A 23,847-nucleotide genomic window follows, 5' to 3' on the forward strand; every position below is an offset into this window, starting at 1 on the left:
TAAAAGCCTAACCCTGGTGTAGTTTTTCAGTATAAGCCCAAGATATCGAGTAGCTGCTTCTTACTATCTGCCAGCGGCCTTTTCCTCTTACAACCCTTCAAGAATCTTTTTTTTCCAAAAATCTCCTCCAATGGACAACTTATCCAGAAGGTTACTGCAAGCGTCATGCGCCGTTGCCCTCACTGCAGCTGTTGCCGCTCCGGCCCAGGCGCAAAGCACGCGTAAGGACCTGAAAACCGGCAACAAGTTCTTCGAGCAGGAAAATTACCGGGCTGCGTTGCCGTATTACGAAAAGGTACTGGCCAAAGACCCGAATAACGCCAAGGCATTGTTCAACGCGGGTATTTCCTATATGTCGTTCGACAAAGAGAAAGCCAGCGACTACATCTACAAAGCCCAAAAGCTGAAGCCGAAGGTGTCGAAAGACGTGGAGTACTGGCTCGGCCGCGTAGACCACCTCAACTACAACTTCGACGAGGCCGTAGCCCACTTCCAGGCCTACAACGCCACGCTGAAGAAGAACGACCAGCGCAAGGAAGAACTCGCGCAGCTGATTCAGCACAGCAAGAATGCCAAGCAGCAGTTCAACTCGCCGAAGGACATTTTTGTGAAGAACCTGGGCCCCACCATCAACACGCAGTTCTCGGAGCACAGCCCCGTGATTTCGTCTGATGACAAAATGCTCATCTTCACCTCGCGCGGCGAGAACGTGACCGGCGCCGCCGGCAAGCCCAGCGACAAGAAAAACAAGAGCATCGCGGCCGATGGCGAGTATTACGAAGACATCTTCGAAGCCAAGCGCGTGGACGACGAGAACTGGGAGAAGCCCCGCTCGCTGAGTGGTGTGCTCAACGGCAAAGGCCACGACGCCTCGACCCAGTTGTTCGACAACGACACCAAGCTGTTGATGTATCGCAACGACAACAACGGCGACATTTTCGTGGCTGAGAAAGGCCCGACCGGCGAGTGGACTGCGCCCAAGCCCTTGGGTGGCAACATCAACTCGAAGTCGTACGAAGGCGACGCCTACATCACGCCCGACGGCAAGACGCTGTACTTCGCTACGGGTCGTTATTCGGAAGACGGCACGCTCGACTTGTACGTGGCAACCCGTCCGGACGCAACCAGCGACTTTGGCCCGGCCAAGTCGATGGGCGGTGCCATCAACACCAAGTACGACGACGACAGCCCCTACATCAGCAAGGACGGCAAGACGCTGTACTTCTCGTCGCGCGGCCACAACACGATGGGCGGCTACGACATCTTCAAGTCGGACTTCGACAGCGTAGGCCGTCGTTGGGGCCAGGCCCAGAACATGGGGTACCCCATCAACACGCCGGACGATGACTCCTACTACCGCCTGAGCCCCGATGGCTCGTACGCTTACCTGAGCAGCTATCGCATCGGGGGCTACGGTGAAAAGGACATCTACACCATCAACTACATCAAAAACGCCAACATCAAGGGCCAGGTGTTCTCGTCGAAAGACAGCACGACCGTGATTCCGGGCGTGGAGTTGGTGTTCAGCGGTGCGCAGGCCGACAAGACGGCGCTGAGCTTCCGCGACATCACCAAGACCGACGGTTCTTACCAGGTGGCCGTGCTTTCGGGCCGTACCTACCAGGTGGCCGTGAGCAAGGATGGCAAAAACATTGAAACGCAGGAATTCCCCGTGCCGGTGTCGACGAATGACTCGACCACCATCGTGAAGAATTTCTACGTGAACTACATCGACACGACCAGTGCGCTGTTTGCCACCAAGAACATCTACTTCGACACCGACAAGTACAAACTGCGTCCGGAGTCGATTACCACGCTGAACGAAATCAGCCAGGTGCTGACGGCACAGCCCGGCATTTCCATCTCGGTGGAAGGCCACTGCGACTCGCGCAACACCGACGAGTACAACATGGTACTCGGCCAGAACCGCGCCGACGCCGCCGTGAACTACCTGAAGAAGCAGGGCATTGCCGAAACCCGCATGACCACCGTGAGCTATGGCGAGCGTCGTCCGGCTGCGCCGAACGATTCGCCCGAGAACATGCAGCTTAACCGCCGCGACGAGTTCAAGGTAGTGGGCGGCACGCCGACATCCAGCACCGATGCTGGCGCTACGGGCACTGGCATGGGTGCCGGCGCTACTACGACCACCGATGCTTCCTCGACCACCACGACCACGGCTGCTCCGCTGACCCCCGGCAAGAGCAAGGTGAAAATGGCCGACGGCACCAAGGTGAAAACCAAAGTGGACGAGGACTCGGACAAAGTGAAGGTGAAAACCAAGAGCACCGAAGGCGACACCAAGACCAAAACCAAAAACGGTGAGTTGGATGGCAAAGCCAAAGACGCCAGCGGTGAGAAAACCAAAATCAAGACCAAAGTCGAGTAGTCGCTTTCGTCTGTAAATAGGGAGCGGGCCGGGCACATTGTCCGGCCCGCTTTTTTGTGCCCCACCCGGTGGCGGACACTTTTCCGGGACTTTCCCTAACAAAGCTGCCCGGTTAGGCGTTGGGGGAGAACAATTTTCCCGCTTCATTCCCGTTCTTTGCGCCTGCTCATGGCCGTATTACCCTACAAAGACAATTCCGCCGATAAGAAATCGCAGGTTGCCCAGATGTTTAATTCCATCGCCGGCAAATACGATTTCCTCAACCACTTTCTCAGCGCGGGTACCGACATTTATTGGCGGCGCAAAGCGGTAGACGAGTTGAAAGACCTGCGCCCGGCGCGCATTCTGGACATTGCCACCGGCACCGCGGATTTTGCCATCGAAACCTTGCGCACGGCTGCTGCCGACGCGCACGTGACCGGCGTGGACATCTCGGAAGGCATGCTCGAAGTGGGGCGGCGCAAACTGGCGGCGAAAGGGCTGGGGCACCGCATTCAACTAGAGTTAGGCGACTCCGAGAACTTGCCCTTCGCCGACGGCGAGTTTGACGCCGTGACGGCTTCCTTTGGCGTTCGCAACTTTGCGCACCTGGAAGCCGGGCTGGCCGAGATGCGCCGCGTGCTGCGGCCCGGTGGCAAACTCGTTATTCTTGAATTCAGCAAGCCCACGGCGTTTCCGCTCAAGCAAGCGTATAATTTTTATTTCCGTCGGGTGCTGCCCGTGTTTGGGAAGATGATTTCCAAAGACCAATCGGCGTACACCTACCTGCCCGCCTCGGTGCAGGCTTTCCCCGACGGCTCCGACTTCCTGGCAATCCTAACCAAGGTCGGTTTCAAAGAACCTGCATGGCAACCACTCACATTCGGCATCAGCTCCATTTACACCGCGCACAACTAAAGCGCCTTGCATTGCTGGGCTTGGTTGCGCTGCTGCTGCCCACGGCCGCACAGGCGCAGCGAAAAGCCTCGCGGGCCAACCGCGGGAAAAACGGCACTTTTAAGTCCATCACGGTTGACAACCTGCCCGGCTATGACGAGCGGTGGTTTCACCCGGGCATGTACATTTCCATCACCGGTTCGCGGTTGGCCATCGAGCAGTCGCAGCGGTACATCAACCAAGGCAACGTCACGGCCAATTCCATCTACAGCCCCACGTTGGGCGTGGGCTTCATTGGCGACGCGCGGTTGGGGCCGCCCGAGTCGCCGTTCATTTTGCGGTTTGCGCCGGGGGTAAGTTTCCTCACCCGCCAGGTGGAATTTACCTCGCGGAACTACCCAAATCCGGACTCCATCGTGACGCAGGAAATCACGTCGACGGTGATAAACTTCCCCTTGCTGCTCAAGTACCAGTCGGACCGGCGGCGCAACGCCCGCCTGTACATGATTGCGGGCCTGAGCCCCGCTCTGACGGCCAGCACCCGCCGCAGCGACCCCATGAAAAACCAGCTCCAGGCGGTAGGCACCGACCTGACGCTGGAGTACGGGGTGGGGTTGGACCTATTTTACCCGTTGTTCAAGTTGGAGCCGGAGCTGCGTTTTTCGCACGGCTTGCGCAACTTGCTGGTGCCAAACAACGACGTGTTTTCCCGGAGCCTGCAGCGGATGAGCACCAATTCGGTGACGCTCTACATCAATATTCAAAACTAGCGCGGAGCAACCTGCGACGAAACGGCATGGTCAGGTCATCCAGGCCTTGTTGAGGCTGTGTTCGCCCGGGTTGCCCAGAACAGCTTTATGAAAACGGCATTCATTACCGGGGCTTCTTCGGGTATTGGCCGGGCCACGGCAGTGGCCTTGGCAGGGGCAGGCTTTGAGGTGGTCATAACGGGCCGGCGGCGCGAGCGGCTGGAGGAGCTGGCGGCCCAGCTGAAGCCAGCGCCGGTGCATATTTTGGTGTTTGACGTGCGCGACCGGGCCGCGGTGCAAGCAGCAGTGGCTACGCTTCCGGAGGCCCTGCAAGCGCCTGATGTGCTGGTGAACAACGCCGGCGGCGCGCACGGGCTGGCCCCCATCCAAGCCGGCGACCCTGCCGATTGGGACCACATGCTGGATGCCAACGTGCGCGGCCTGCTAAACGTGACGCACGCGCTGCTGCCGGGCATGACGGCCCGGCAAACCGGCTTCATTGTCAACGTGGGCTCTATTGCGGGCCAGGAGGCCTATGCCAATGGCAACGTGTACTGCGCCAGCAAAGCGGCCGTGGGCATGCTCACCAAAACCATGCGGCTCGACCTGCTGCCCACCGGCGTACGCGTAGCCGAAGTGAACCCGGGCGCGGTGGAAACCGAATTTTCGCAGGTGCGCTTCAAGGGCGACGAAGCGCGCGCCGCCAAGGTGTACGAAGGCTTCGAGCCGCTCCGGCCCGAGGACGTGGCCGAAATCATCGTCTTTATGGTAACGCGGCCGCCCCACGTCACCATTGCCGAAGTGCTGGTGCTGGCCGGTGCGCAAGGCGCGGCTACCACCATCGTGCGTCGGTAACCTGTCGCTGTCGCAATAACTCAAGTAGCTTCCGCCAGTTGGGCCAGCACCTCGCGGTCGAGCTCGTGCTTGCCGGCGAAGGTGATTAGGCGGGGCGTGGCTCCGTGTTGGCGAAGCAATTCTTGCTGTTCGGTTACCCGCTCGGGGCTCAGGTATTCGTCTTCGGTGCCCACGACCAGGGCGAGGGGCAGCTGCTGAAGCAGCCGCTGCGCCGCGGTGGCTTCGAGGTCTTCGGGGAAGCCTCCGGCCCAGAGAATGAGCTGAGCGGGCCGAAAGTTGGCTTGGCTCAGCCAACGGCTAACGGTGGCCGTGCCCTGGGAGAAGCCCAGAACGGTAACGCGAACATCCGGTGGGCAAGCGGCCAGCACCGTGCTGGCAAGTTGATTGAGAAAGCCGATGTGGTCGTCTATTTCGGCGAGGCGGTCGTCGCGCGTCATCCAGCTGGCGCCCACGCGGCCGCCGTTGCCGCTGAGGTAGAAGCGGGAGAGGCCTTCCGGAGCAATGACGACGGTGGCCGGGTCGGCTTGATTGAGGAAGGCGAAATGCCGGGAGAAATAGGCGGCCAGCTGCCCGTAGCCGTGGCAAACAAACCACACCCGTCGGGTGCGCTCCGACAGCTCACCGAGTTGATAATAGCGAGCCGTGCGCGTGACCGCAAGGTGATGTTCTGTCATAGTAGGCAGAAGTTACTGGGGCGCATTCGTAAAGGGAAGTGGCGGCCAGGTGCTACCGGGAGTACTTCGCTTACGGCCGGGGCAGGTCGTTGGGCGAAAAGTTGAATGGCATCAACGCAGTCAGCGAATCGAAGCGCAGGATGGTGCCCTCGCGGCTGGGCAGCAGCAACGAGATGGCCTGGCCCTGCCGGGCTTCGTATTCGAGCATCACCTGGCGGCAGGCGCCGCAGGGAAGGGCCGGCCCGAACTCACCGTTGACCGGCCGAGCGGCTACGGCCATGCCCACAATGGGCGGGTGGTTGGGCTGGTTGGCCGCCAAGCCAAACAAGGCCGTGCGTTCGGCACACAGGCCCGAGGGGTAGGCAGCATTCTCCTGGTTGGTGCCCCGAAATATGGTGCCATCGGCCAGCAGCAGCGCCGCTCCCACCTGAAAGCCGGAATAGGGAGCGTAGGCGTGGGCCGTGGCTTCGCGGGCGGCCTCCCAAGTGGCTCGTTCGGCAGTGGTTAAGTCGGTGGCGGTGTCGAGCTCTTCGTACGATAGGAGTTGCTGACGGGGAATGCGGGCCATGCAGTGAGAATAAGCGGGCGGCGAAGGTAACGACGCTGCGCTTAATGAAGAATGGGGAATGAGCAATGAGGAATTAGCGAACGGCTCGACCGCCAATTCTCCGTTCTTCATTAAGCGCAGCGTTATTTTGCCGCATGACTACCCGCCTATTATTGCTCGGCGCCGGCCGCTCGGCTTCGACCCTGATTGAATACTTGCTGCGCCACGCGCCCACCGAGCAGTGGTTTTTGACGGTGGCCGATGCCAACCCGGCCCACTTGGCGCCGGTGCTGGCCGCCCATACCGAGTACGCGCGGGCAGTGCCGTTTGACCTGGAAAACGAGCCGCTGCTGGAAGAGCTGGTAAGCCAGGCCGACGTGGTGATTTCCATGCTGCCCGCGCTGCTGCACCCCGTGGTGGCCCAGGCCTGCGTGCGCCACGGCCGCCACTTGGCCACGGCCAGCTACGTAGGCCCCGACATTGCGGCCCTGCACGACGCGGCCGTAGCGGCCGGCGTGACGCTGCTGATGGAGTGCGGGCTCGACCCTGGCCTCGACCACATGTCGGCCATGCGGGCCATCGACCACATCCGGGCGCGGGGCGGCTATGTCACCTCCTTCAAATCGTACTGCGGCGGACTGCTCGCGCCGGCTGCGGAGGGCGACAACCCCTGGAAATACAAGTTCACCTGGAACCCGCGCAACGTGGTGCTCGCCGGCCAAAGCACGGCCAAGTTCCTAGAGAATGGCCATCTCCGGTTTATTCCGTACCAGCAGCTGTTCGGGCGCACCGAGGCGGTGACCGTGCCCGGCTACGGCGAGTTTGAAGGCTATGCCAACCGCGACTCGCTGAGCTACCGCGCGCCGTATGGCCTGGAGGACATCCCAACCATTTTGCGCGGCACCCTGCGCCGGCCCGGCTATTGCGCCGCGTGGCAGGCCCTGGTGCAGCTGGGCCTCACCGATGACTCGGTGAACCTGGGAAATGCCGAAACCATGACCTGGGCCGAACTGGTGGAAGCCTACTTGCCCACTTCTTACGTGCCGCACCTCGATTTGTCGTTGCGGCTGGCCACTTACCTCCGCCTCAACCCGATGGGGGAAGAAATGGGGCGCCTGAATTGGTTGGGGCTGTTTTCTGACCGCCGAGTGGGCCTCGCCAACGCTACGCCCGCGCAGTTGCTGGAGCGCCTGCTGGCCGAAAAATGGCAGCTTCAGCCCCACGACCACGACCTGATTGTGATGCAGCACCTGTTCGAATTCGAACTGGACGGGGCCACCCACCAGCTCACCTCGTCGCTGGCCGTGGTGGGCGAAGACGCCACGCACACGGCCATGGCCCAAACCGTCGGCCTGCCCCTGGGCATGGCCGTGCGCCGCCTGGTGCGGGGCGAAGTAGCCCAGCGCGGGGTGCTCATCCCGGTGGCCGCCAACCTGTACGAACCCATCTTGGACGAACTGGCCGCCGACTATGGCATCAGCTTCACCGAGGAAGAACGTTAGAATGAAGCCTCAGCCGGACTCAGCACCCCCCGCTTTCATGCAAGGACTACGGGCCTACCTACTAATAAGAAGCTTGCTGGTGGGCCGCCTGCTGCGCGAAGTGGGTTGGGTGCGGCTCTTGCTGCTGGCGCCAATGCTGGCCGCAGTCGTTGGCCGAGCCTTGTTTATGGCGGCCGGCCACCCGCAGGGGCGCTGGGCTGTGCCCTTCGCCGTGGTGCTTTTGCTGGGCTCGGCGCACCGGCAGCGGACGGACCTGCGGTTTTTGGCGGGCTGTGCCCTGCACTACCGGCACTGGCTGGCCGCGGAATATGGCTTGTGGGCCCTGCCGGCGGCGACGGTTTTGGCCTTTTTCTCCGCTTGGGGAGCTGCAGCGCTCACGCTTTGTTTGGCGCCCTTGGCCGCTTGGGCCCCGGCCGCCAGCCATTCCGACAACGTGCGCACCCGGATTTCGGGCCTGGTGCGCAGCGAGGCTTTTGAGTGGGTGAGTGGCTTGCGGGCGGGCGGAGCTTGGGCGTGGCCGGTGCTGCTGGCCGGCGCGTTGTGGTGGCATGACATGCCGCTGGCCCCAGTATTCGGCTTGGTTGGGTGGCTGTTTGTGGTGGTGAGCTGCTACGGCGTGCCCGAACCGCTCACCATGTTGGCGGTGGGGGCTCGAAGCCCGCGGCAGGTACTGCGCCGGCCCTTGCTGCTGGGCCTGACCTATGCGGCCCTGACGGCTGCGCCGTTTTGGTGGCTGCTGGCGGCGGGGCCCGTAGGCGTTGCGGGCGCCGTGGCGGTAGCCGCGATTTGGTTGGGGACGGTAGCGCTGCTCATCATGACGAAGTACGCTTTTTACCCCAACGCCACGCATATTCGCACCACGCAGGGCTTGCTGGTGAGCATTGCACTGCTATTGCCGGGCAATCCGGTGTACCCCGTGTTGCTGCTGGTGGCAGCCGGCGGGCTGGCGTGGCAGAGCCAACGCCGGCTAGCCGCAATACTGGGCGCTCAGCAACCACAGCAACATGCTTGAAGTTAATAATCTGCGCAAAGCCTACGGTTCCCAGGTCGTACTGCACGATGTTAGCTTGGCGCTGCGGCCCGGCACCATTCACGGGCTGGTTGGCGCCAACGGCGCGGGCAAAACCACCTTGCTCAATTGCCTGTACGGGCTGGAAACCGGCTTTTCGGGAACGGTGCGCACCGGTTCGGGGCGTCCGGTGCGGGAGCACACGGGCTTGCTGCCCTATGAGCCCTTTTTCTACCCGCGTCTCACGGGACGCGAGTATTTGGAGTTTTGCCTGCAGGCCCTGGGCCGGCCGTTGTTGGATTTCGGTCCTTGGAACCGCCTGCTGGAATTGCCCTTGGACCAGTACGCCGACGAGTACTCCGCGGGCATGCGCAAGAAGCTGGCCTTGCTGTCGCTGCTCGTCCAGGGGTTGGATTTCCTTATTCTGGACGAGCCCTTCAACGGGCTTGATTTGGAATCTAACTTGCTGCTGAAGAAAGTGCTGCGGCGCTTGCGCGACCGAGGCACCGGCATCTTGCTTACCTCGCACATCCTGGGTGCGCTCACCGAAACCGCCGACGAGATTACCGTATTGGTGGACGGGCGGGTGCAGCGCCACTACGTCGCTGCCGAGTTTAGCACCCTCGAAAACGACCTGCTGAACAGCTTGCACCGCGAGAAGCTGAGTCTGCTCGACGAACTGGTATAGCCGTACAGCCGCCGCTGCCCAGCCTTTAAAAAGCCAGGTAAAATCCCGTTAGCAACTGCCGAAACGCCTCCGAATACTCCGCGCCACCAGAGTCGTTGATTACCAATTCCGTTTCAGTGACGGCGCCTTGGTGAAGCCGAAAGCAGCTGATGTGCCGGGTGACGCGCCCGCCTACCCGATGCCGCACCGCCAGATGGGCCCCAAGGTGCAGACCATGGTTGCGGGCTTCTTCAGTAAAACGCGCCATCTCGGGCGGGGGCAGCAACAAGGTCAGGGTGCCACTGGGCAGCAGGAATTCGGCTGCAAAGGCCGCAAGCTCAGCAAACGACAGCGACGCCGCGCTTACGTGCCGGGCCGTGTTGCGCGCCGCATCGGCAGACGGCCAGGACTGCTGGAAGAACGGCGGATTGCACACAATGTGGCTAAACGGGGCGGGGCGGGTGGCGGCGTATTGCGCCAGGCTCAGCGCCCATACTTGCATGCGCGCGCCCCAGGTGCTACTGGCCGCATTGGCCGCCGCCTGAGCTGCTGCCGCTTGGTCAATTTCCACCGCCTCGATACTTACCGTGGGATGGCGCTGCGCTGCCATCAAGGCCAGCAGGCCCGTGCCCGTGCCAACGTCCAGGAGCCGCGTGGCGCCGGTGAGGTCGACCACAGCGCCAAGCAAGCAGGCGTCGGTGCTCACTTTCATGGCGCAGTGGCTTTGGTCGACGCGAAACTGCTGGAACTGGAAGTAGTCGTTGGGCACGGTTCTTAACGCACGGCGACGAGTTTACCGCCCTCAAACGCAAAGTAATGCGGCTCATTGCGGCCTTCCTCGTTCAGCAAACCGGTGAAAACGACCAGCTGGCTGTTCACGCGAAAATCAATGGGCTCAAAGTTTTCAGGTTTTTCGGGCAAGCGGGACGAGAACCAACAACACAGACTGCCGCCATCGAAATAGACACGGCCCGTTTCAACGTCGATAATTGCGCTGCTGAGGCATTCGGCGCCGCAGCCCCAGGCCGCCAGCACGTAGTGGCCAGCAAAATTGGGCTTTTGCCGGGCTGCTTCGCGGATGCGCGTTCGAAAGTACCAGGCGGCCGTGCCCGGAAGTAGCTTGGGGGCCACCGGCCGGCCGGTGCGCCGCACGGCCGCGGGGTAGTCGCTGAACGTTGGCGCCGGGGTTTGCCCCAAGCATGCCCCCGAAACGCACAGCGCCGCGAGCAACAAAACGAGTCTCATCGAAACCAAAGAATTAAAGCAGCGTCGCTTTGCTGATGGCCTCATAGCCTTCGTCCACCAGCAGGCCTTTCCCTAGGGCACTTTGCACGGCCAGCACGTCGCAACGCTCGTTTTCGGGGTGGCCGGCGTGGCCTTTTATCCAGTGGAAAGTGACTTTGCGCTGCCGGTAAATGCGGAGGAAACGGCGCCACAGGTCTTCGTTGGCTTTCTTGCCGAAGTCAGGCTTCTTTTCCCAGCCAAACACCCACTTTTTCTCCACCGCGTCGACCACGTATTTGGAGTCGGACACCACGCGGATGGGCAATTCGGGCCGGGTTACGGCTTCCAGGCCGACAATCACGGCCAGGAGCTCCATGCGGTTGTTGGTGGTGAGGCGGAAGCCCTGGGTGAGCTCTTTTTCGTGCACGCCGTAGCGCAAGATAGCCCCGTAGCCGCCCGGGCCGGGGTTGCCGCGGGCTGAGCCGTCGGTATACAATTGAATCATAAAGCGGGACTTGGGAACTTCGGGTCTTGGGGACTTGGGGTCTTCGGGTCTTGGATGAAGGGGCTGGATTCGCGAATACCAAGTTCCCAAGCCCCTAAGTCCCCAAGTTCCTAAAAACCAAGACCCGAAGCCCCTAAACTGGGTATTCCTTGGCGAAGAACTGCACTAAGGCTTCGAAGGCGGCGTCGGGCACGGCGGGGAAGTTGGCAATGCGCACGGTGGTGTTTTTGAGCGGGCCATAGCCACTGCCCAGGTGCAACCCGGCCTCCAGGGCTTTCTTCTTGATTTCCTCAATCTGGGCTGCTTCGCCTTTCAAGCCAATTACCGTGGTGGAGCGGGTTTCGGGGTTGGTGACGAAGGGCACGAGCGGCGTGGCTTGCTCGAAAAAGTCGTAGAGCTTCTGGGCGCGGTCGGCCAGGTGCTGGTGCACGGTTTTGATGGGCTCCCGGTCGGCCAGCACCCGGCTGAGCAGGTAAATGCCGAGGACGTTCGGCGTGTAGTTGGTTTGATGATTCAGCATCTGGGCCAGCATGGCGGGCAGGGCGTTGTAGTGCGCCCGGTCGTTCACCAACTTGGCTTGGGCCACGGCGCGGGGCGACAGTATCATCACGCCCAGCCCCGCGGGCAGGCCGAAGCATTTCTGCACCGACCCAAACCACACATCGGCCTTGATGTACTTCAAGTTGAGCCCCGCCAGCGAGCTGGTCGCGTCCACGGCCAGCAACGTGCCCCCGAGGCGGTTGTAGAGGTTCAGAATGAAGCCTTCCCGCAGCTGGGTGGCGGTGCTGGTTTCGTTTTGGGTGATGCACACCAAATCGGTTTCTTCGGACGAGAATGGGAGGGAAGCCACGTCGGGTACTTCGTCGAGCCCAAAAGACACGCCGGTGCTCGCCGGCCGAATGGCCTTGGCGTATTTCAGCCACTTCTCGCCAAAGTCGCCGTTGTACACATGAAAGCTGCGGCGCGGCGTGAGGCTCTGGGCCAGGATTTCCCAGCATTCGGTGGCCGAGCTCGTGAACAGGACCGTGAAGTCCTGCGGCACGTTGAGCTTGGCTTTGAAGTCGGCTACGGTCTGGCGCACCAGGCTGGTGACCTTTTCGGAACGGTGCGGGGCCGAGAGCCAGCCTTCGTCAAACGCATCGGTGAGGTACTGACGAACGGCAGGATAAACGGCCGCAGGCCCGGGATTGAAAGTATACATTGTCTGAACCACGGATTCTTCCGGATTTTTCGAATTGCACAGATGTTGTAGGCGCTTCGCTGCTGCTGAAAGCTACGGGAGGCTGCCCAAGCAGGAAGCGGGAGGAAGCGAGAACGAGCCAAAAGGGTGGCTTGGTACAAAGGTCGGAGGGGACCGCCCACAAAAAACGATACCCTCCGCAAAAGATGGCGCCAAAAAAGGTGCCCACAAAGTCCGTGCAAGTCGCCAAGTCCGGATGAATCCAGACTTGGCTCAGCCGTCCTTCGGGTCAGACGCGAAAGCCTACCCGCTTGGGCTGCTGGTTGACAAACCACTGCACGGCCAGCCGGTAGCTTTCCAGCCCGAAGCCGCTGATGCTGCCGGCGCAGTTGCGGCCCAGCAGGCTTTTCTGGCGGAAGTCTTCGCGGGCGTGCAGGTTGCTCAGGTGCACCTCCACCACGGGCGTGGCAATGGCGGCCACGGCGTCGGCCAGGGCCACGCTGGTGTGGGTGTAGCCCCCGGCGTTGAGCACGATGCCGTGGTGCGTGAACCCCACCTCGTGGAGCTTGTCGAGTATCTCGCCTTCGTGGTTGGACTGAAAATAGGTGAGCCGAAGGTCGGGAAAGGCCGCTTCCAGCTCCGGAAAGAAGTCATCGAAGGACCGGGTGCCGTAAATGCCGGGCTCGCGGCGGCCCAGCAGGTTCAGGTTGGGGCCGTTGAGGATGAGGATGTCCAATCTAATTATGAATTAAGAATTATAAATTATGAATTGGGAAAGTGTTTGGGTAGATTATTGGTTTTGGTCGAAAGCAGAATGCTGGAAAGCAGCTTGATGATGTCGATGTTATGGGTGTGGATAGAATCAAAAGCATCAGCAGGCAGAAAGTCATTGTCGTGCAAGGGACGCAGCCAGTAAGACGTTTCCCGGGCTTCCTTTGCCGCTATGTTGAGCTTGTTAACGAAGTCAGCGGTAGAACCAGCCGCCAATGCCTCTTCTACGTTGGCTTCAATGGAAGTGCCACTTCGAAGTAGTTGCTTCGACAGGACAAACTCGCGTTGCTCGCTTCCCAAATACCTATAGGCTTTGATAATACGCGAGGCGAAAGCATACGATTTCTGCTGGATGGCATTTTGCTTCATCTCGCAAATAACTCATAATTCATAATTCCCAATTCATAATTATTCTCAATGACTTGGCCCCAGGCAATTAAACAGTTCGACGGCTACCTGCGCCTCGAAAAGTCCCTTTCGCCCAATTCGGTGGAAGCCTACGTGCGCGACGCCACCAAGCTGCAGCAGTTCTTGCTTTTTGAGAAGCTGCACGTGGGCCCGCTGCAAGTCACCACGGCCGTGCTGCGCGACTTTCTGGCCACCCTGCAAGGGCTGGGGTTGAGCGCCACTTCGCAGGCCCGCACGCTCTCGGGCCTCAAAGCTTTCTTCAACTTCCTGATTATGGAAGACCTGCTGAAGCTGGACCCGACCGATACCCTGGAAGCCCCTAAAACCGGCCGCCACCTGCCCGATACGCTCAGCTACCCCGAAATTGAGCAGCTGCTGGCCGCCATCGACCTCAGCACCGACGACGGCCTGCGGGCCCGCGCCCTGCTCGAAGTCATGTACTCCTCGGGCCTGCGGGTGAGCGAGTTGTGCGACCTGCGCCTGTCCAATGTGTACGCCGACCAGGGGTTTGTGAAAGTGGTGGGCAAGGGCAACAAAGAGCGCCTCGTGCCCATTGGCCGCGAAGCCCTCAAGCACCTCAACTTCTACCTCAGCGGCGTGCGCGGCCACCTCGACATCAAGCCTGGGGCCGAGGATTTTGCCTTTCTCAGCCACCGCGGCCGGCCGCTGTCGCGCATCACGGTGTTCACCACGCTTAAAAGGCTGGCAGAGCAAGCGGGCTTGCGCAAAACCATCAGCCCGCACACCTTGCGGCACTCGTTTGCCACCCACCTCATTGAGGGCGGGGCCGACTTGCGGGCCGTGCAGGAAATGCTGGGCCACGCCAGCATCACCACCACCGAAATCTACACGCACCTCGACCGCGACTATTTGCGACAGGTTATTACCGAATTTCACCCACGTAGCTAGGTCCGCCACCGGCGAGTAGAGCACCGTGGCGTTCTGCTGGCCGTTTTCCGGGCCGGCGTGCGTAAATTTGGCCTTTATGCTTCCGTCGAATGGCAGACAATCGTTATAATAACCTTCCCGCCGGCTCCTCTGCCAACCGCCCTGCCGACCCGCGGCAGCCCCGGCGCAACGAGCCGCGCCCCGCCGCGCCGGCCCCCGAACCTGTGCCCGCCCGCCCCGAGCCGCGCCCGGCTGCCGCCAACGTGCCCAAAGCCGCGCGCATAGCTCCGGCCAACCAAAAGTCTGCGTCAGCTAAACCCGCTCGTGAACCCCGCGCCCCGCGGGGGCCGCTGCCCGGCGTCAGCAACGTGCTGGCCCTGTTGCGCGACCGTCGCTTTCACTTGTTTGTGGGCTTCGGGCTGCTGCTGGGTAGCTTGTACCTCACCATTGCCTTCACCTCTTTCCTGTTCACGGGGCACGCCGACCAGAGCGTGGTGGCCGCCATGGGCACCACCCCGGTGAAAGAGGCCGGGCAGGAGTCGGGCAACTGGCTGGGCTTGCTGGGCGCCTGGGCAGCTCAGTTGTTCATCTACAAGCTGTTTGGCGTGGCGGCGTTTGCCCTCATTCCCATCGTCTTTTTCCTCGGCTATAAGATTGTCTTCCGCACGGCCACCGTGTCGGTGAGCTACGTGCTGGCGCTGGGGCTGTTTGCCATGGCGTGGCTGAGCATTCTGCTGGGCTATGTGGTGGTGAGCCTGGCCACGCCCGGCGCCGACCCCGTGCTGGCTCATCGGCTCGATTTCTTGTGCGGTGGAGTCGGTTTTGAAGCTGCTTCCTGGCTCGACAGCCTCATTGGCTGGGGCACGGTGCTGCTGCTGGCTTTCGCCCTGATTTCGTTCGTTGTTTTCTTTTTCAACGTCACCAGCATTAACTTGGGTAGCTTCCGCCGCCTGGGCACCGAAGACGACCCCGAAGAAGACGCCGAATTGGAAGCCGAATTGGCGGCCGAGCAAGCGGCTGCGGCGGCCCCGGTGGCGCCAGCACCGGCCCGCTCGAAGCCCGCCCCCGTGCAGGCATCGGCTGCCGTTTCCAGGGCTTCGGTGGCCGCGGCTGGCGCCCAAGCTCCTGCGTTGCACCTGTCTGCCGACGAAGACGAGGAGCCAGAAACCGCGTCGCCCGTAGAGTTTGAGCCCGCCCCGCGGGTAGGAGCGGGGGTAGCCCTGAGTGTTACGAGCGCCGCGCTGGCCGCTCCGGCCGTTGCCGCCGCGGCCACCACGACCGCCGCAGCCGTGGCGCCCTTGGCGGCTGCCGGCCCGGCCTTTTCCATCGAGATGCCGACCGTGGAGGAGGCGCCCGCCGTGCCGGTCTCCACAATTCCCACGCCGCTCTCGCTGGCTGACTTGGCCGATGGCGACATGCCCGTAATAACCAAGTCCCCAAGTCCCCAAGTCCCGAAGTCCCTAGAAATCACCGTGCCCGGCCGCGACGACCTCGACCCCAATGCCGGCGCCGACATCGCCGCCGTGGCCGACGAAGACGAGGACGCCGACGCCATGCCCCCCGGCAACTACGACCCCACGCTCGACCTGTCGCGTTACCAGTTTCCCACCCTGGAGCTGCTCAACGACTACGGCCAGGCCAAGGCGCAGGTGACCAAGGAAGAACTGGAAGCCAACAAGGACCGCATTGTGGAAACACTGGGCCACTACGGCATCAGCATTGCCAGCATCAAGGCCACCATCGGTCCCACGGTAACGCTTTACGAAATCGTGCCTGAAGCCGGGGTGCGCATCTCCAAAATCAAGGCGCTGGAAGATGACATTGCCCTGAGCCTGGCCGCGTTGGGCATCCGCATCATTGCGCCCATTCCTGGCAAGGGCACCATCGGCATCGAGGTGCCCAACACGAAGAAGGAGATGGTGAGCATCCGCTCGGTGCTGGGCTCGGAGAAGTTTGCGCGCTCGGAAATGGACCTGCCCATTGCCTTTGGCCGCACCATCACCAACGAGGTGTTCGTGGCCGATTTGGCCAAGATGCCCCACTTGCTCATGGCCGGGGCCACGGGCCAGGGCAAGTCGGTGGGCCTGAACGTGATTCTGGCTTCGCTGCTCTACAAGCGCCACCCGGCGCAGCTCAAGTTCGTGCTCGTCGACCCCAAGAAGGTGGAATTGAGCATCTTCAACAAGATTGAGCGCCACTACCTGGCCAAGCTGCCGGACACCGACGAGGCCATCATCACCGACACGAAGAAGGTGGTGAACACGCTCAACTCGCTGTGCATGGAGATGGACCGGCGCTACGACTTGCTGAAAGAAGCCGGCTGCCGCAACCTGAAGGAGTACAACCACAAGTTCATCGAGCGCCGCCTCAACCCCAAGAAAGGCCACCGTTTCCTGCCGTTCATCGTGCTGGTTATCGACGAGTTGGCCGACTTGATGATGACGGCCGGCAAAGAGGTGGAAACGCCCATTGCCCGCCTGGCCCAGTTGGCCCGGGCCATCGGCATTCACCTCATCGTGGCCACCCAGCGGCCTTCGGTGAACGTCATCACCGGCATCATCAAGGCCAACTTCCCCTGCCGGATTTCCTTTAAGGTGACCAGCAAGATTGACTCGCGCACCATTCTTGACACTGGCGGCGCCGACCAGCTCATCGGCCAGGGCGACATGCTCTTCTCGGCCGGTTCCGACCTGATTCGGGTGCAGTGCGCCTTCATCGACACGCCGGAGGTAGACCGTGTTTGCGACTTCATTGGCGAACAGCAGGGCTACAACGACGCCTACCTGCTGCCCGAAGTGGCCGGAGCCGACGGCGACGCCGGCAGCGGCAACGAGGAAATGGACCCCTCGGAGCGCGACACCATGTTTGAGGAAGCCGCGCGCTGCATCGTGTTGCACCAGCAGGGCAGCACCAGCTTGCTGCAGCGCAAGCTCAAGCTGGGCTACAACCGCGCCGGCCGCCTCATCGACCAGCTCCAGCACGCCGGCATCGTGGGCCCGTTCGAAGGCAGCAAGGCCCGCGACGTGCTCATTCCTGATGAGTACCAGCTGGAGCAGCTGCTGAACAGCATGAAGTAGGATGCCCCATAAAAACATGTACCCTAAATTTCCAATTCGGCCCGGTCGAACGTTCTGGTGGGCCGAATTGGAAATTCGGGGTACTCGTTCTGCGCAACTTTTTTCGGCATCAATTGCATACCAGCAGCACTTTGGCCGGTCGTTTGTTAAATACAATCCGTATTAGGCCATCAAAGCGTACTATTGACGCTTGCGTTCTTACCTCTCCCAATGAAAAAACCATTCTCCCTGCTACTGCTTGCGGCCACGCTGGCACTGCCCGCCTTCGCTCAGCAAGACCCCAAAGCAGGTAAAATTCTAGACCAAATGAGCGCCAAGTACCAGGCGCTAAAGGCTTTCCAAGCCACCTTCACCCAGACGCTGGAAAACCCCGGCGCCAAGGTAAAACAGAACATCAACGGCGACATCGTGGTCAGTGGCCAGAAGTTTCGCCTGAAAATCAGCGGCCAGGAAGTCATCAACAACGGCACCACCACGTGGACGTACTTGAAGAACGAAAACGAGGTTAATATCTCTGATTCCGACCCGGATTCGCAGGAAATGTCGCCCTCGCAGATTTACACGATGTACAAAAAGGGGTATAAGTACACCTACGTGCAGCAAGTAACCGAAGGCGGCGAGCCCTTGGATGTTATCGAGCTGTCGCCGGAAAACCGCCAGAATGACGTGTTTAAGGTGCGCTTGAAAGTACGCTCGAAGGACGCTTCGGTGAAGAGTTGGCAGATGTTCAAGAAGAACGGCAACCAGTACACCTTCCTCATCAAGAAATTCCAGCCCAACCCGCCCGTCGACGCCAATACCTTCGCGTTCGACAAGGCGAAATACAAAAACGTGAAAGTGGTGGATTTGCGTTAGCCCTTGAGCTGTTAGCTATTCGTTGTCAGTTGTTAGGCTGCCAATGTTAAGCGGCCCGTTTCTCTTGAGACGGGCCGCTTTTTGTGAGAAACAGATGCGCTAGATTTCTTAGCACTGACAACGGGCAACCAACAACTATTTTTGTCTTCATGCGCGAAGATTTCCTGCACTACGTCTGGCAGCACCAGTACTTCGATAAGAGCGATTTGCGCACTTCTGCCGGTGAGGAAATCCAGGTATTGCGCCCCGGCCACCGCAACGCCGACGCCGGCCCCGACTTTCTTAACGCTCGGCTTCGCATTGGCGAAGTGGAGTGGAATGGCGCGGTCGAAATTCACCTGCGCGCCTCGGACTGGGCGCGCCACAACCACCAAATTGACCCCAAATACGACCAAGTGGTGCTGCACGTGGTGGGCAATCACGACGCCGACGTGGCCCGCACCAACGGCAGCCTCATTCCGGCGCTGGCCTTGCAGCCCCGCCTCATGCCCGAGCTGCTGGCCCGGTACCAGGCCTTGATTGAGGCTCCGGCCGCCGCGCCAATCCCCTGCGCGCCGCTGCTGCACCTGGTGCCCGAAATCACCAAAACCGTGATGACCGAGCGCGCTTTGCTGGAAAGGGTGGAGCGCAAGGCCGATGCGGTGCTGGCGCTGCACCAGCACCTGGGCCAAGACTGGGAAGCCACTGCCTATCACGCGGTAATGGCCGCTTTTGGTTTTCAAAAAAACAACGAGCCGCTGGCGCGTTTGGCTAAAGCGTTGCCGCTGGCGGTACTGCGCCGCCACCGGCACGACCAGCGCCAATTGGAGGCCCTGCTGTTTGGGCAGGCCGGGTTTTTGGCTGATAACGACGAGACCATAGGCGACGCCTACATCCAGGATTTAAAGCAGGAGTATGCGTTCTTGCGGCATAAGTATGACCTGGGCAGCAACGCCCTGCTGGTGCACGAATGGAATTACCTGCGGCTGCGACCGGCCAACTTTCCGCCCGTTCGGCTGGGGCAATTAGCCGGCTTGCTGCATGTCCGGCCGGCGTTGTTTGAGGCCCTGCTCACGGCACAGAACACCCAGGCCTTGACGCAGTTTTTTCAGGTACCCGCGCCGGCATATTGGCGCACACATTTTCGGCCCGGCCGGCCGGGGAAGGTGCCGGGCCTGGGCAAAAGCAGCATCGAACTGCTCATTACCAACGTGGTGGTGCCGTTGCGCGTGGCCTATGCCCGCCACGTGGGCCAACTCGACGTGGTGGAAAGCTCTTTGGCGCTATTGGCCCAACTGCCTGCCGAGCACAATCAGTTTACCGACGTGTACGAGGCTCTGGGCTTTACGCATCGCACGGCAGCCGATTCGCAAGGCTTGCTGGCGCTGCACAAAAGCTACTGCGCCCCGCGCCGCTGCCTGCACTGCGCCATCGGCAGTCGCTTGGTGCAAAAACCCCGCGCGGTCCAATGAAACTGAGCCTGGCCATCCTGTTGAACGTGCTGCTGCTGCTGCTGGTGCTGCCGTGGCTGCGCCGGCAGTGGCGCCAGTTGCCCTCGCTCCAATGGCGTCTCGTTTTTGGGTTGGGGCTGGGGCTTCGGGTGCTGGTAACGCTGGTGCGCGACTGGACGCCGAAACTAGACGCACAGTTCATGAGCTATATCGGGCGCTTGGTGACCAGGCAATTGTGGGCCGACCCAGTGGCAGGATTGCACAAGCTCGTCGCGCCAGTTGCCGTGTTCCGAATCATTGGACCGAACCAGAACTACGACGCAGTCTACCAGAACACTTCGAATACCTGGTTTCTAGCCAAAATTCTGGCTTTGCTGAATTTCGCATCGACAGACATTGGCTGGATTAACGGATTGTATTTGAGTGTTTTATCATTTGTGGGCTGCTGGTGCTTGGTGCGCAAGTTGGCCGAGGTCTTCCCCAAAACGCCGTCAGGCGCAGGGGCCGCGGCTTTTTTGTTGTGGCCGTCGGTGTGGTACTGGGGCAGCGGAATTAGCAAAGAAGCGGTACTGCTTGGCAGCGGGGCCTGGCTGACCGCCCAGGTGTTGAGTTTTTTATACTCTACTCCCATAGAACGTTCGTTGCCACTGAGGGGTGGGCCCGTGTGGTGGCTGGGCACCGCATTGCTGGCACTCGTGCACTTTCAGATGCGCTATTTTTTTGCAGCTCCATTATTGGGGGTACTCTTGGCCATAGGGGTGTGCCGGGGAGGCCAACGTCTCCGTGTGGTCCGCAGCCGGTTGGCAATTTTACTGGCAGTGGCCACCGTACTCGGAGCCGGGGTGTGGGTGGCGTCGCAAGTGAGTGTGGCTTTTAGAATGAACAAGTTTACCAATCAGGTCATTCAGGTTTATTCTTTCGAGGTTGCGCATTCGCAGGGGCGGCCTCATTTCGAATATCCCAATTTGCGGCCCACAATAGAGAGCATAGCTCAACACGCACCCGTAGCAATGCTTAATACGTTGTCGCGGCCGTGGCTGGGAGAGTCTCGCCAGCTGCTCTACGTGGCGGTAGGCCTGGAGAATGCAGCTTTAATGGCGTTGTTGCTATTGGCCCTGGTGGCGCTCGTGCTGGGTCGTGGAGGCCGGCTGCCGTTCGAGGTGGGACTGGGGTTGGCGGTTTTTTGCATGATTTTAGCGGTGTTGATGGGGCTCACAACCCCCAATCTGGGCTCCCTGCACCGCTACCGAATCAGCATGCTGCCTTACCTGCTTTTGCTGTTGCTGCAAAACGACTACGCTGCCGCGTTCTTTCAGAAGCTGGGATTGGGCAACGGCCCTGGTACTGCCAATTCCTGACCGGCCGCCTTCGCAAAACAGCCCTGCGGCTGGCATCGTACCTTTGCATTTCTTATCGATGCTGCCGTGCGCGTGCCCGCGGCATCGGTCAAGCGGAAGCAACCCCAACCTCTTTATGGAAAACCCCGTCATTATTCTTGGTGCCCAAACCGTTGGCACGTCCGTCCTCGATGCCTTTCATTCCAACGACATCGTGGTGTATTGCTTGCTCGACGACGACCAAAAGCTGCAAGGCACCGAACTGCTCGACGTGCCCGTGATGGGCAACACCGACGACGGCGAGCTGCTGAAGCTGCTGGGCAAGAAGTGCGAAGTGTTTGTGGCCACCGACGACACCGCCAGCCGCCGCAGCCTCACCCAAATGCTCCGCACCGAGTACGAAGCCGTGCCGGTGAATGCCATTCACCAGCGCGCCAGCGTAGCGGCCCACGCCACCCTGGGCCACGGCAACTACATTGGCCCCAACGCCGTGGTGGCCGCCACCGCCACCCTCGGCGACGGCTGCCTAGTGGGCGCCAACGCCGTGGTGGAGGCCCGGGCCACCGTGGGAGACTACGCGCAATTGGGCAGCGGGGCCTTGCTCGGCGCCGACGTGCAAGTGGGCGAGCAGGCCTTCATCGGGGCGGGCGTTGTGGTAGTGGCCGGCGTGAAAATCGGCGACAAAGCCCGGGTCGGAGCGGGGTCGGTGGTGGTGGCCGACGTACCCAATGGCCAAACGGTCTTCGGCAACCCAGCCGTGAAAGTGTAAAGGGAATTATAAATTATAAATTTTGAATTATAAATGACCGGGCAGCCCCACGTTGAGGGAGCATTTGCACGTCAGGAACGACAAAATTTATAATTTATAATTCAAAATTTATAATTCCCCAAAATGTATCAGGTACTGCTTTATTATTGCTATACGCCGCTCGAAAACCCCGAGCAGTTTCGCGAAGAGCACCATCGGTTGTGCTTGGATTTGGACTTGCGCGGGCGCATCATCGTGGCTGCCGAGGGCCTCAACGGCACGGTGTCGGGCACGGTGGAGAGCTGCGCGCGCTACATGGCCGCGGTGAAAGCCGACCCGCGTTTCGCCGCGCTGGAGTTTAAAGTGGACAACGTAGCTGCCCACACGTTCCAGAAGCTGCACGTGCGCGTGAAGCCGGAAATCGTGCACAGCAGCCTGCGCCACGTGCGCCCGCACGAGAAAACAGGCCAGCACCTCTCGCCCGAAGAATTCAAGGCCCTGAAAGACCGCGAAGACGTGGTGGTGGTGGACGTGCGCTCCGACTACGAATACAACCTCGGGCGTTTCAAGAACGCCGTCACGCTGGACATGGAAAACTTCCGCGACTTTCCCGAGCGCGTGGAGCAACTAAAGCAGTTCAAAGACAAAAAAATTCTGACGTATTGCACCGGCGGCGTGAAGTGCGAAAAGGCCAGCGCCTTTCTTTTAGAACAGGGCTTCGAAAACGTTTACCAACTGCACGGCGGCATCATCAAGTACGGCATTGAAGTGGGCGGCGAGGATTTTGACGGCCAGTGCTACGTGTTCGACAACCGGGTGGCTGTCGACGTCAACCGCGTCAACCCCACCATTATTTCGCGTTGCCAGCACTGCCAGCAGCCCAGCAACCGCCTCGTGAACTGCGCCAACCCGCACTGCAACGCCCACCTGCCGTTGTGCGAACCCTGCGGCGAGCAGCTGCAAGGCGCCTGCTCGGAAGCCTGCGCCGCCTACCCCGACAAGCGGCCTTACGACGGCACCGGGGCCTACCCCAAACTCAGCAACCACTACAACCCTGCGCAGGGACTTTCGTCTTACGCAAAGGCGTAATGAAAAATTATAAATTAAAAATTCTGAATTAAAAGTTAGCAGTCGATTGCCCGCAATGCTTGCCCGCTTCGCAATTCATAATTTCTAATTCAGAATTCATAATTCCCTCCATGATTCCTTCCTCCGAGCTCATCCTGAATCCCGACGGCAGCATTTACCACCTCAACTTGCTGCCCGACCATATTTCCGACACCATCCTCACCGTGGGCGACCCCGCCCGGGTGGCGCAAGTGAGCCGGCATTTCGATTCGGTCGAATTTGAGGGCACCCACCGGGAGTTTGTCACCCACGTGGGCTACTACCGCGGCAAGCGCCTCACGGTGCTGAGCACCGGCATGGGCACCGACAACATCGACATCGTGATGAATGAGCTGGACGCGCTGGTCAACATCGACTTCATGTCGCGCGAGGTGCGGCCGGCCGAGGAGCGGCTCAGCTTGCGCATCATCCGGCTGGGCACCAGCGGCAGCTTGCAGGCCGATGTGCCCATTGGAGCCATGCTGGCCACCGAGCACGCCGTGGGCCTCGACAGCCTGATGCAGTTCTACCCCCTGATGGAAACCGGCCTCGAAACCGAAATTGCCACCGAGCTGCAGCAGTCGCTGGGCTTGCCGTTTGCGCCCTACGTGGTGCGGGGCTCCGACCTGCTGCGCGAGCAAGTAGGCGCCGGCATGGTGATGGGCAACACCCTGACCTGCCCTGGTTTCTACGGCCCGCAAGGGCGCCGGCTGCGCCTCGATTTGCGCCAGCCCGACTACATGGAGCGCCTCCAAAGCTTTCGCCACCACAGCGCCGAGGGCGAGTTTCGGCTCAGCAACTTCGAGATGGAAACGGCCGGTTATTATTCCCTGGGCCGCCTGCTGGGCCACGAGGTGCTCTCGCTCAATGCCATTGTGGCCAACCGGAGCACGGGCGAGTTTGCCGAAAATGCCGCCGCAGTGGTCGACGCCATGATTGAACGCACGCTTAAATTGCTGTAGTGCAGCTCCGGGTCACCTCACCCCCGGCCCCTCTCCCGCGGAGAGGGGAGCGTGACGGATTGTAGCGTGGACTTTTAGTCCGCGCAT

The 23,847-nt window shown here is 60.7% G+C and carries 23 protein-coding genes; 15 read left to right on the plus strand and 8 right to left on the minus strand.

The window, feature by feature from the left end; genetic code table 11:
- Nucleotides 1–130 precede the first annotated feature (130 nt).
- The 4 genes from VF629_RS17175 to VF629_RS17190 all read left to right on the plus strand — a co-directional run bounded on the left by VF629_RS17175 (nt 131) and on the right by VF629_RS17190 (nt 4,869).
- On the plus strand, nt 131–2,389 hold the full coding sequence (locus tag VF629_RS17175; protein ID WP_331059722.1) for an OmpA family protein: 2,259 nt from the start codon (nt 131–133) through the stop codon (nt 2,387–2,389).
- Nucleotides 2,390–2,557: 168 nt separating this feature from the next.
- A complete protein-coding gene (gene ubiE / locus VF629_RS17180) occupies nt 2,558–3,286 on the plus strand; it encodes a bifunctional demethylmenaquinone methyltransferase/2-methoxy-6-polyprenyl-1,4-benzoquinol methylase UbiE (protein WP_331059723.1) in 729 nt (242 codons plus the stop codon).
- An 11-nt stretch (nt 3,287–3,297) separates the two neighbouring features.
- The gene (locus tag VF629_RS17185; RefSeq protein ID WP_331059724.1) at nt 3,298–4,035 is read left to right on the plus strand and encodes a porin family protein; all 738 of its coding nucleotides are present in this window, start codon (nt 3,298–3,300) and stop codon (nt 4,033–4,035) included.
- Between the two features lie 87 nt (nt 4,036–4,122).
- Nucleotides 4,123–4,869: an SDR family NAD(P)-dependent oxidoreductase gene (locus VF629_RS17190; RefSeq protein WP_331059725.1), complete on the plus strand. Its 747-nt coding sequence runs from the start codon at nt 4,123–4,125 to the stop codon at nt 4,867–4,869.
- A gap of 20 nt (nt 4,870–4,889) precedes the next feature.
- On the opposite strand, the gene VF629_RS17195 is transcribed toward VF629_RS17190, so the two are convergent.
- On the minus strand, nt 4,890–5,543 hold the full coding sequence (locus VF629_RS17195; protein WP_331059726.1) for a phospholipase: 654 nt from the start codon (nt 5,541–5,543) through the stop codon (nt 4,890–4,892).
- A 70-nt stretch (nt 5,544–5,613) separates the two neighbouring features.
- Nucleotides 5,614–6,111: a cytidine deaminase gene (locus VF629_RS17200; RefSeq protein ID WP_331059727.1), complete on the minus strand. Its 498-nt coding sequence runs from the start codon at nt 6,109–6,111 to the stop codon at nt 5,614–5,616.
- Between the two features lie 134 nt (nt 6,112–6,245).
- Between VF629_RS17200 and VF629_RS17205 the strand changes: the two genes are divergently transcribed.
- The 3 genes from VF629_RS17205 to VF629_RS17215 are packed head-to-tail and all read left to right on the plus strand — an operon-like array spanning nt 6,246 to nt 9,289.
- Complete coding sequence (locus tag VF629_RS17205) at nt 6,246–7,592, plus strand: saccharopine dehydrogenase C-terminal domain-containing protein (protein ID WP_331059728.1); 1,347 nt, start codon at nt 6,246–6,248, stop codon at nt 7,590–7,592.
- A 37-nt stretch (nt 7,593–7,629) separates the two neighbouring features.
- A complete protein-coding gene (locus tag VF629_RS17210; protein ID WP_331059729.1) occupies nt 7,630–8,604 on the plus strand; it encodes a hypothetical protein in 975 nt (324 codons plus the stop codon).
- Entirely contained in the window at nt 8,597–9,289 is a 693-nt protein-coding gene (locus VF629_RS17215; RefSeq protein ID WP_331059730.1) for an ATP-binding cassette domain-containing protein, read from the plus strand. The genes VF629_RS17210 and VF629_RS17215 overlap by 8 nt, the downstream gene beginning before the upstream one ends.
- Nucleotides 9,290–9,314: 25 nt before the next feature.
- Here VF629_RS17215 and VF629_RS17220 read toward each other — a convergent pair whose 3' ends face one another.
- From VF629_RS17220 to VF629_RS17245, 6 genes are all read right to left on the minus strand, one after another.
- Nucleotides 9,315–10,037 carry a tRNA1(Val) (adenine(37)-N6)-methyltransferase gene (locus VF629_RS17220; protein WP_331059731.1) on the minus strand — a complete coding sequence of 241 codons (723 nt, stop codon included), beginning with the start codon at nt 10,035–10,037 and terminating at the stop codon, nt 9,315–9,317.
- Nucleotides 10,038–10,042: 5 nt separating this feature from the next.
- Nucleotides 10,043–10,513: a hypothetical protein gene (locus VF629_RS17225; protein WP_331059732.1), complete on the minus strand. Its 471-nt coding sequence runs from the start codon at nt 10,511–10,513 to the stop codon at nt 10,043–10,045.
- 13 nt (nt 10,514–10,526) lie between these two features.
- On the minus strand, nt 10,527–10,997 hold the full coding sequence (rnhA, locus tag VF629_RS17230) for a ribonuclease HI (protein WP_331059733.1): 471 nt from the start codon (nt 10,995–10,997) through the stop codon (nt 10,527–10,529).
- Nucleotides 10,998–11,130: 133 nt separating this feature from the next.
- Nucleotides 11,131–12,198 (minus strand): aminotransferase class V-fold PLP-dependent enzyme, encoded by a 1,068-nt coding sequence (locus VF629_RS17235; protein ID WP_331059734.1) that lies wholly within the window; start codon nt 12,196–12,198, stop codon nt 11,131–11,133.
- 268 nt (nt 12,199–12,466) lie between these two features.
- Nucleotides 12,467–12,913 carry a type II 3-dehydroquinate dehydratase gene (gene aroQ / locus VF629_RS17240; RefSeq protein WP_331059735.1) on the minus strand — a complete coding sequence of 149 codons (447 nt, stop codon included), beginning with the start codon at nt 12,911–12,913 and terminating at the stop codon, nt 12,467–12,469.
- Nucleotides 12,914–12,939: 26 nt separating this feature from the next.
- A complete protein-coding gene (locus VF629_RS17245; protein WP_331059736.1) occupies nt 12,940–13,317 on the minus strand; it encodes a four helix bundle protein in 378 nt (125 codons plus the stop codon).
- Between the two features lie 48 nt (nt 13,318–13,365).
- Between VF629_RS17245 and xerD the strand changes: the two genes are divergently transcribed.
- The 8 genes from xerD to VF629_RS17285 all read left to right on the plus strand — a co-directional run bounded on the left by xerD (nt 13,366) and on the right by VF629_RS17285 (nt 23,760).
- Entirely contained in the window at nt 13,366–14,265 is a 900-nt protein-coding gene (gene xerD / locus VF629_RS17250; protein ID WP_331059737.1) for a site-specific tyrosine recombinase XerD, read from the plus strand.
- An 89-nt stretch (nt 14,266–14,354) separates the two neighbouring features.
- A complete protein-coding gene (locus VF629_RS17255) occupies nt 14,355–17,321 on the plus strand; it encodes a DNA translocase FtsK 4TM domain-containing protein (protein WP_331059738.1) in 2,967 nt (988 codons plus the stop codon).
- A 210-nt stretch (nt 17,322–17,531) separates the two neighbouring features.
- Nucleotides 17,532–18,176 carry an outer membrane lipoprotein carrier protein LolA gene (locus tag VF629_RS17260; RefSeq protein WP_331059739.1) on the plus strand — a complete coding sequence of 215 codons (645 nt, stop codon included), beginning with the start codon at nt 17,532–17,534 and terminating at the stop codon, nt 18,174–18,176.
- A 149-nt stretch (nt 18,177–18,325) separates the two neighbouring features.
- Nucleotides 18,326–19,627 (plus strand): DUF2851 family protein, encoded by a 1,302-nt coding sequence (locus VF629_RS17265; RefSeq protein WP_331059740.1) that lies wholly within the window; start codon nt 18,326–18,328, stop codon nt 19,625–19,627.
- Nucleotides 19,624–20,964, plus strand: a complete 1,341-nt coding sequence (locus VF629_RS17270; RefSeq protein ID WP_331059741.1) for a hypothetical protein — start codon at nt 19,624–19,626, stop codon at nt 20,962–20,964. The genes VF629_RS17265 and VF629_RS17270 overlap by 4 nt, the downstream gene beginning before the upstream one ends.
- Before the next feature lie 115 nt (nt 20,965–21,079).
- On the plus strand, nt 21,080–21,712 hold the full coding sequence (locus VF629_RS17275) for a NeuD/PglB/VioB family sugar acetyltransferase (protein ID WP_331059742.1): 633 nt from the start codon (nt 21,080–21,082) through the stop codon (nt 21,710–21,712).
- A gap of 123 nt (nt 21,713–21,835) precedes the next feature.
- Nucleotides 21,836–22,780 carry a rhodanese-related sulfurtransferase gene (locus VF629_RS17280; RefSeq protein WP_331059743.1) on the plus strand — a complete coding sequence of 315 codons (945 nt, stop codon included), beginning with the start codon at nt 21,836–21,838 and terminating at the stop codon, nt 22,778–22,780.
- Nucleotides 22,781–22,890: 110 nt separating this feature from the next.
- The gene (locus VF629_RS17285) at nt 22,891–23,760 is read left to right on the plus strand and encodes a nucleoside phosphorylase (RefSeq protein ID WP_331059744.1); all 870 of its coding nucleotides are present in this window, start codon (nt 22,891–22,893) and stop codon (nt 23,758–23,760) included.
- Nucleotides 23,761–23,847 lie beyond the last annotated feature (87 nt).

It is taken from the genome of Hymenobacter sp. (assembly GCF_036388155.1).
In the GTDB taxonomy this organism is placed as follows: domain Bacteria; phylum Bacteroidota; class Bacteroidia; order Cytophagales; family Hymenobacteraceae; genus Hymenobacter.

Coding starts and splice junctions, on each gene's coding strand:
- VF629_RS17175 (WP_331059722.1), top strand. CDS start 131: ATGGACAACTTATCCAGAAGGTTACTGCAAGCGTCATGCGCCGTTGCC.
- ubiE (WP_331059723.1), top strand. CDS start 2,558: ATGGCCGTATTACCCTACAAAGACAATTCCGCCGATAAGAAATCGCAG.
- VF629_RS17190 (WP_331059725.1), top strand. CDS start 4,123: ATGAAAACGGCATTCATTACCGGGGCTTCTTCGGGTATTGGCCGGGCC.
- VF629_RS17195 (WP_331059726.1), bottom strand. CDS start 5,543: ATGACAGAACATCACCTTGCGGTCACGCGCACGGCTCGCTATTATCAA.
- VF629_RS17200 (WP_331059727.1), bottom strand. CDS start 6,111: ATGGCCCGCATTCCCCGTCAGCAACTCCTATCGTACGAAGAGCTCGAC.
- VF629_RS17205 (WP_331059728.1), top strand. CDS start 6,246: ATGACTACCCGCCTATTATTGCTCGGCGCCGGCCGCTCGGCTTCGACC.
- VF629_RS17210 (WP_331059729.1), top strand. CDS start 7,630: ATGCAAGGACTACGGGCCTACCTACTAATAAGAAGCTTGCTGGTGGGC.
- VF629_RS17215 (WP_331059730.1), top strand. CDS start 8,597: ATGCTTGAAGTTAATAATCTGCGCAAAGCCTACGGTTCCCAGGTCGTA.
- VF629_RS17225 (WP_331059732.1), bottom strand. CDS start 10,513: ATGAGACTCGTTTTGTTGCTCGCGGCGCTGTGCGTTTCGGGGGCATGC.
- rnhA (WP_331059733.1), bottom strand. CDS start 10,997: ATGATTCAATTGTATACCGACGGCTCAGCCCGCGGCAACCCCGGCCCG.
- VF629_RS17235 (WP_331059734.1), bottom strand. CDS start 12,198: ATGTATACTTTCAATCCCGGGCCTGCGGCCGTTTATCCTGCCGTTCGT.
- VF629_RS17245 (WP_331059736.1), bottom strand. CDS start 13,317: ATGAAGCAAAATGCCATCCAGCAGAAATCGTATGCTTTCGCCTCGCGT.
- xerD (WP_331059737.1), top strand. CDS start 13,366: ATGACTTGGCCCCAGGCAATTAAACAGTTCGACGGCTACCTGCGCCTC.
- VF629_RS17255 (WP_331059738.1), top strand. CDS start 14,355: ATGGCAGACAATCGTTATAATAACCTTCCCGCCGGCTCCTCTGCCAAC.
- VF629_RS17260 (WP_331059739.1), top strand. CDS start 17,532: ATGAAAAAACCATTCTCCCTGCTACTGCTTGCGGCCACGCTGGCACTG.
- VF629_RS17265 (WP_331059740.1), top strand. CDS start 18,326: ATGCGCGAAGATTTCCTGCACTACGTCTGGCAGCACCAGTACTTCGAT.
- VF629_RS17270 (WP_331059741.1), top strand. CDS start 19,624: ATGAAACTGAGCCTGGCCATCCTGTTGAACGTGCTGCTGCTGCTGCTG.
- VF629_RS17275 (WP_331059742.1), top strand. CDS start 21,080: ATGGAAAACCCCGTCATTATTCTTGGTGCCCAAACCGTTGGCACGTCC.
- VF629_RS17280 (WP_331059743.1), top strand. CDS start 21,836: ATGTATCAGGTACTGCTTTATTATTGCTATACGCCGCTCGAAAACCCC.
- VF629_RS17285 (WP_331059744.1), top strand. CDS start 22,891: ATGATTCCTTCCTCCGAGCTCATCCTGAATCCCGACGGCAGCATTTAC.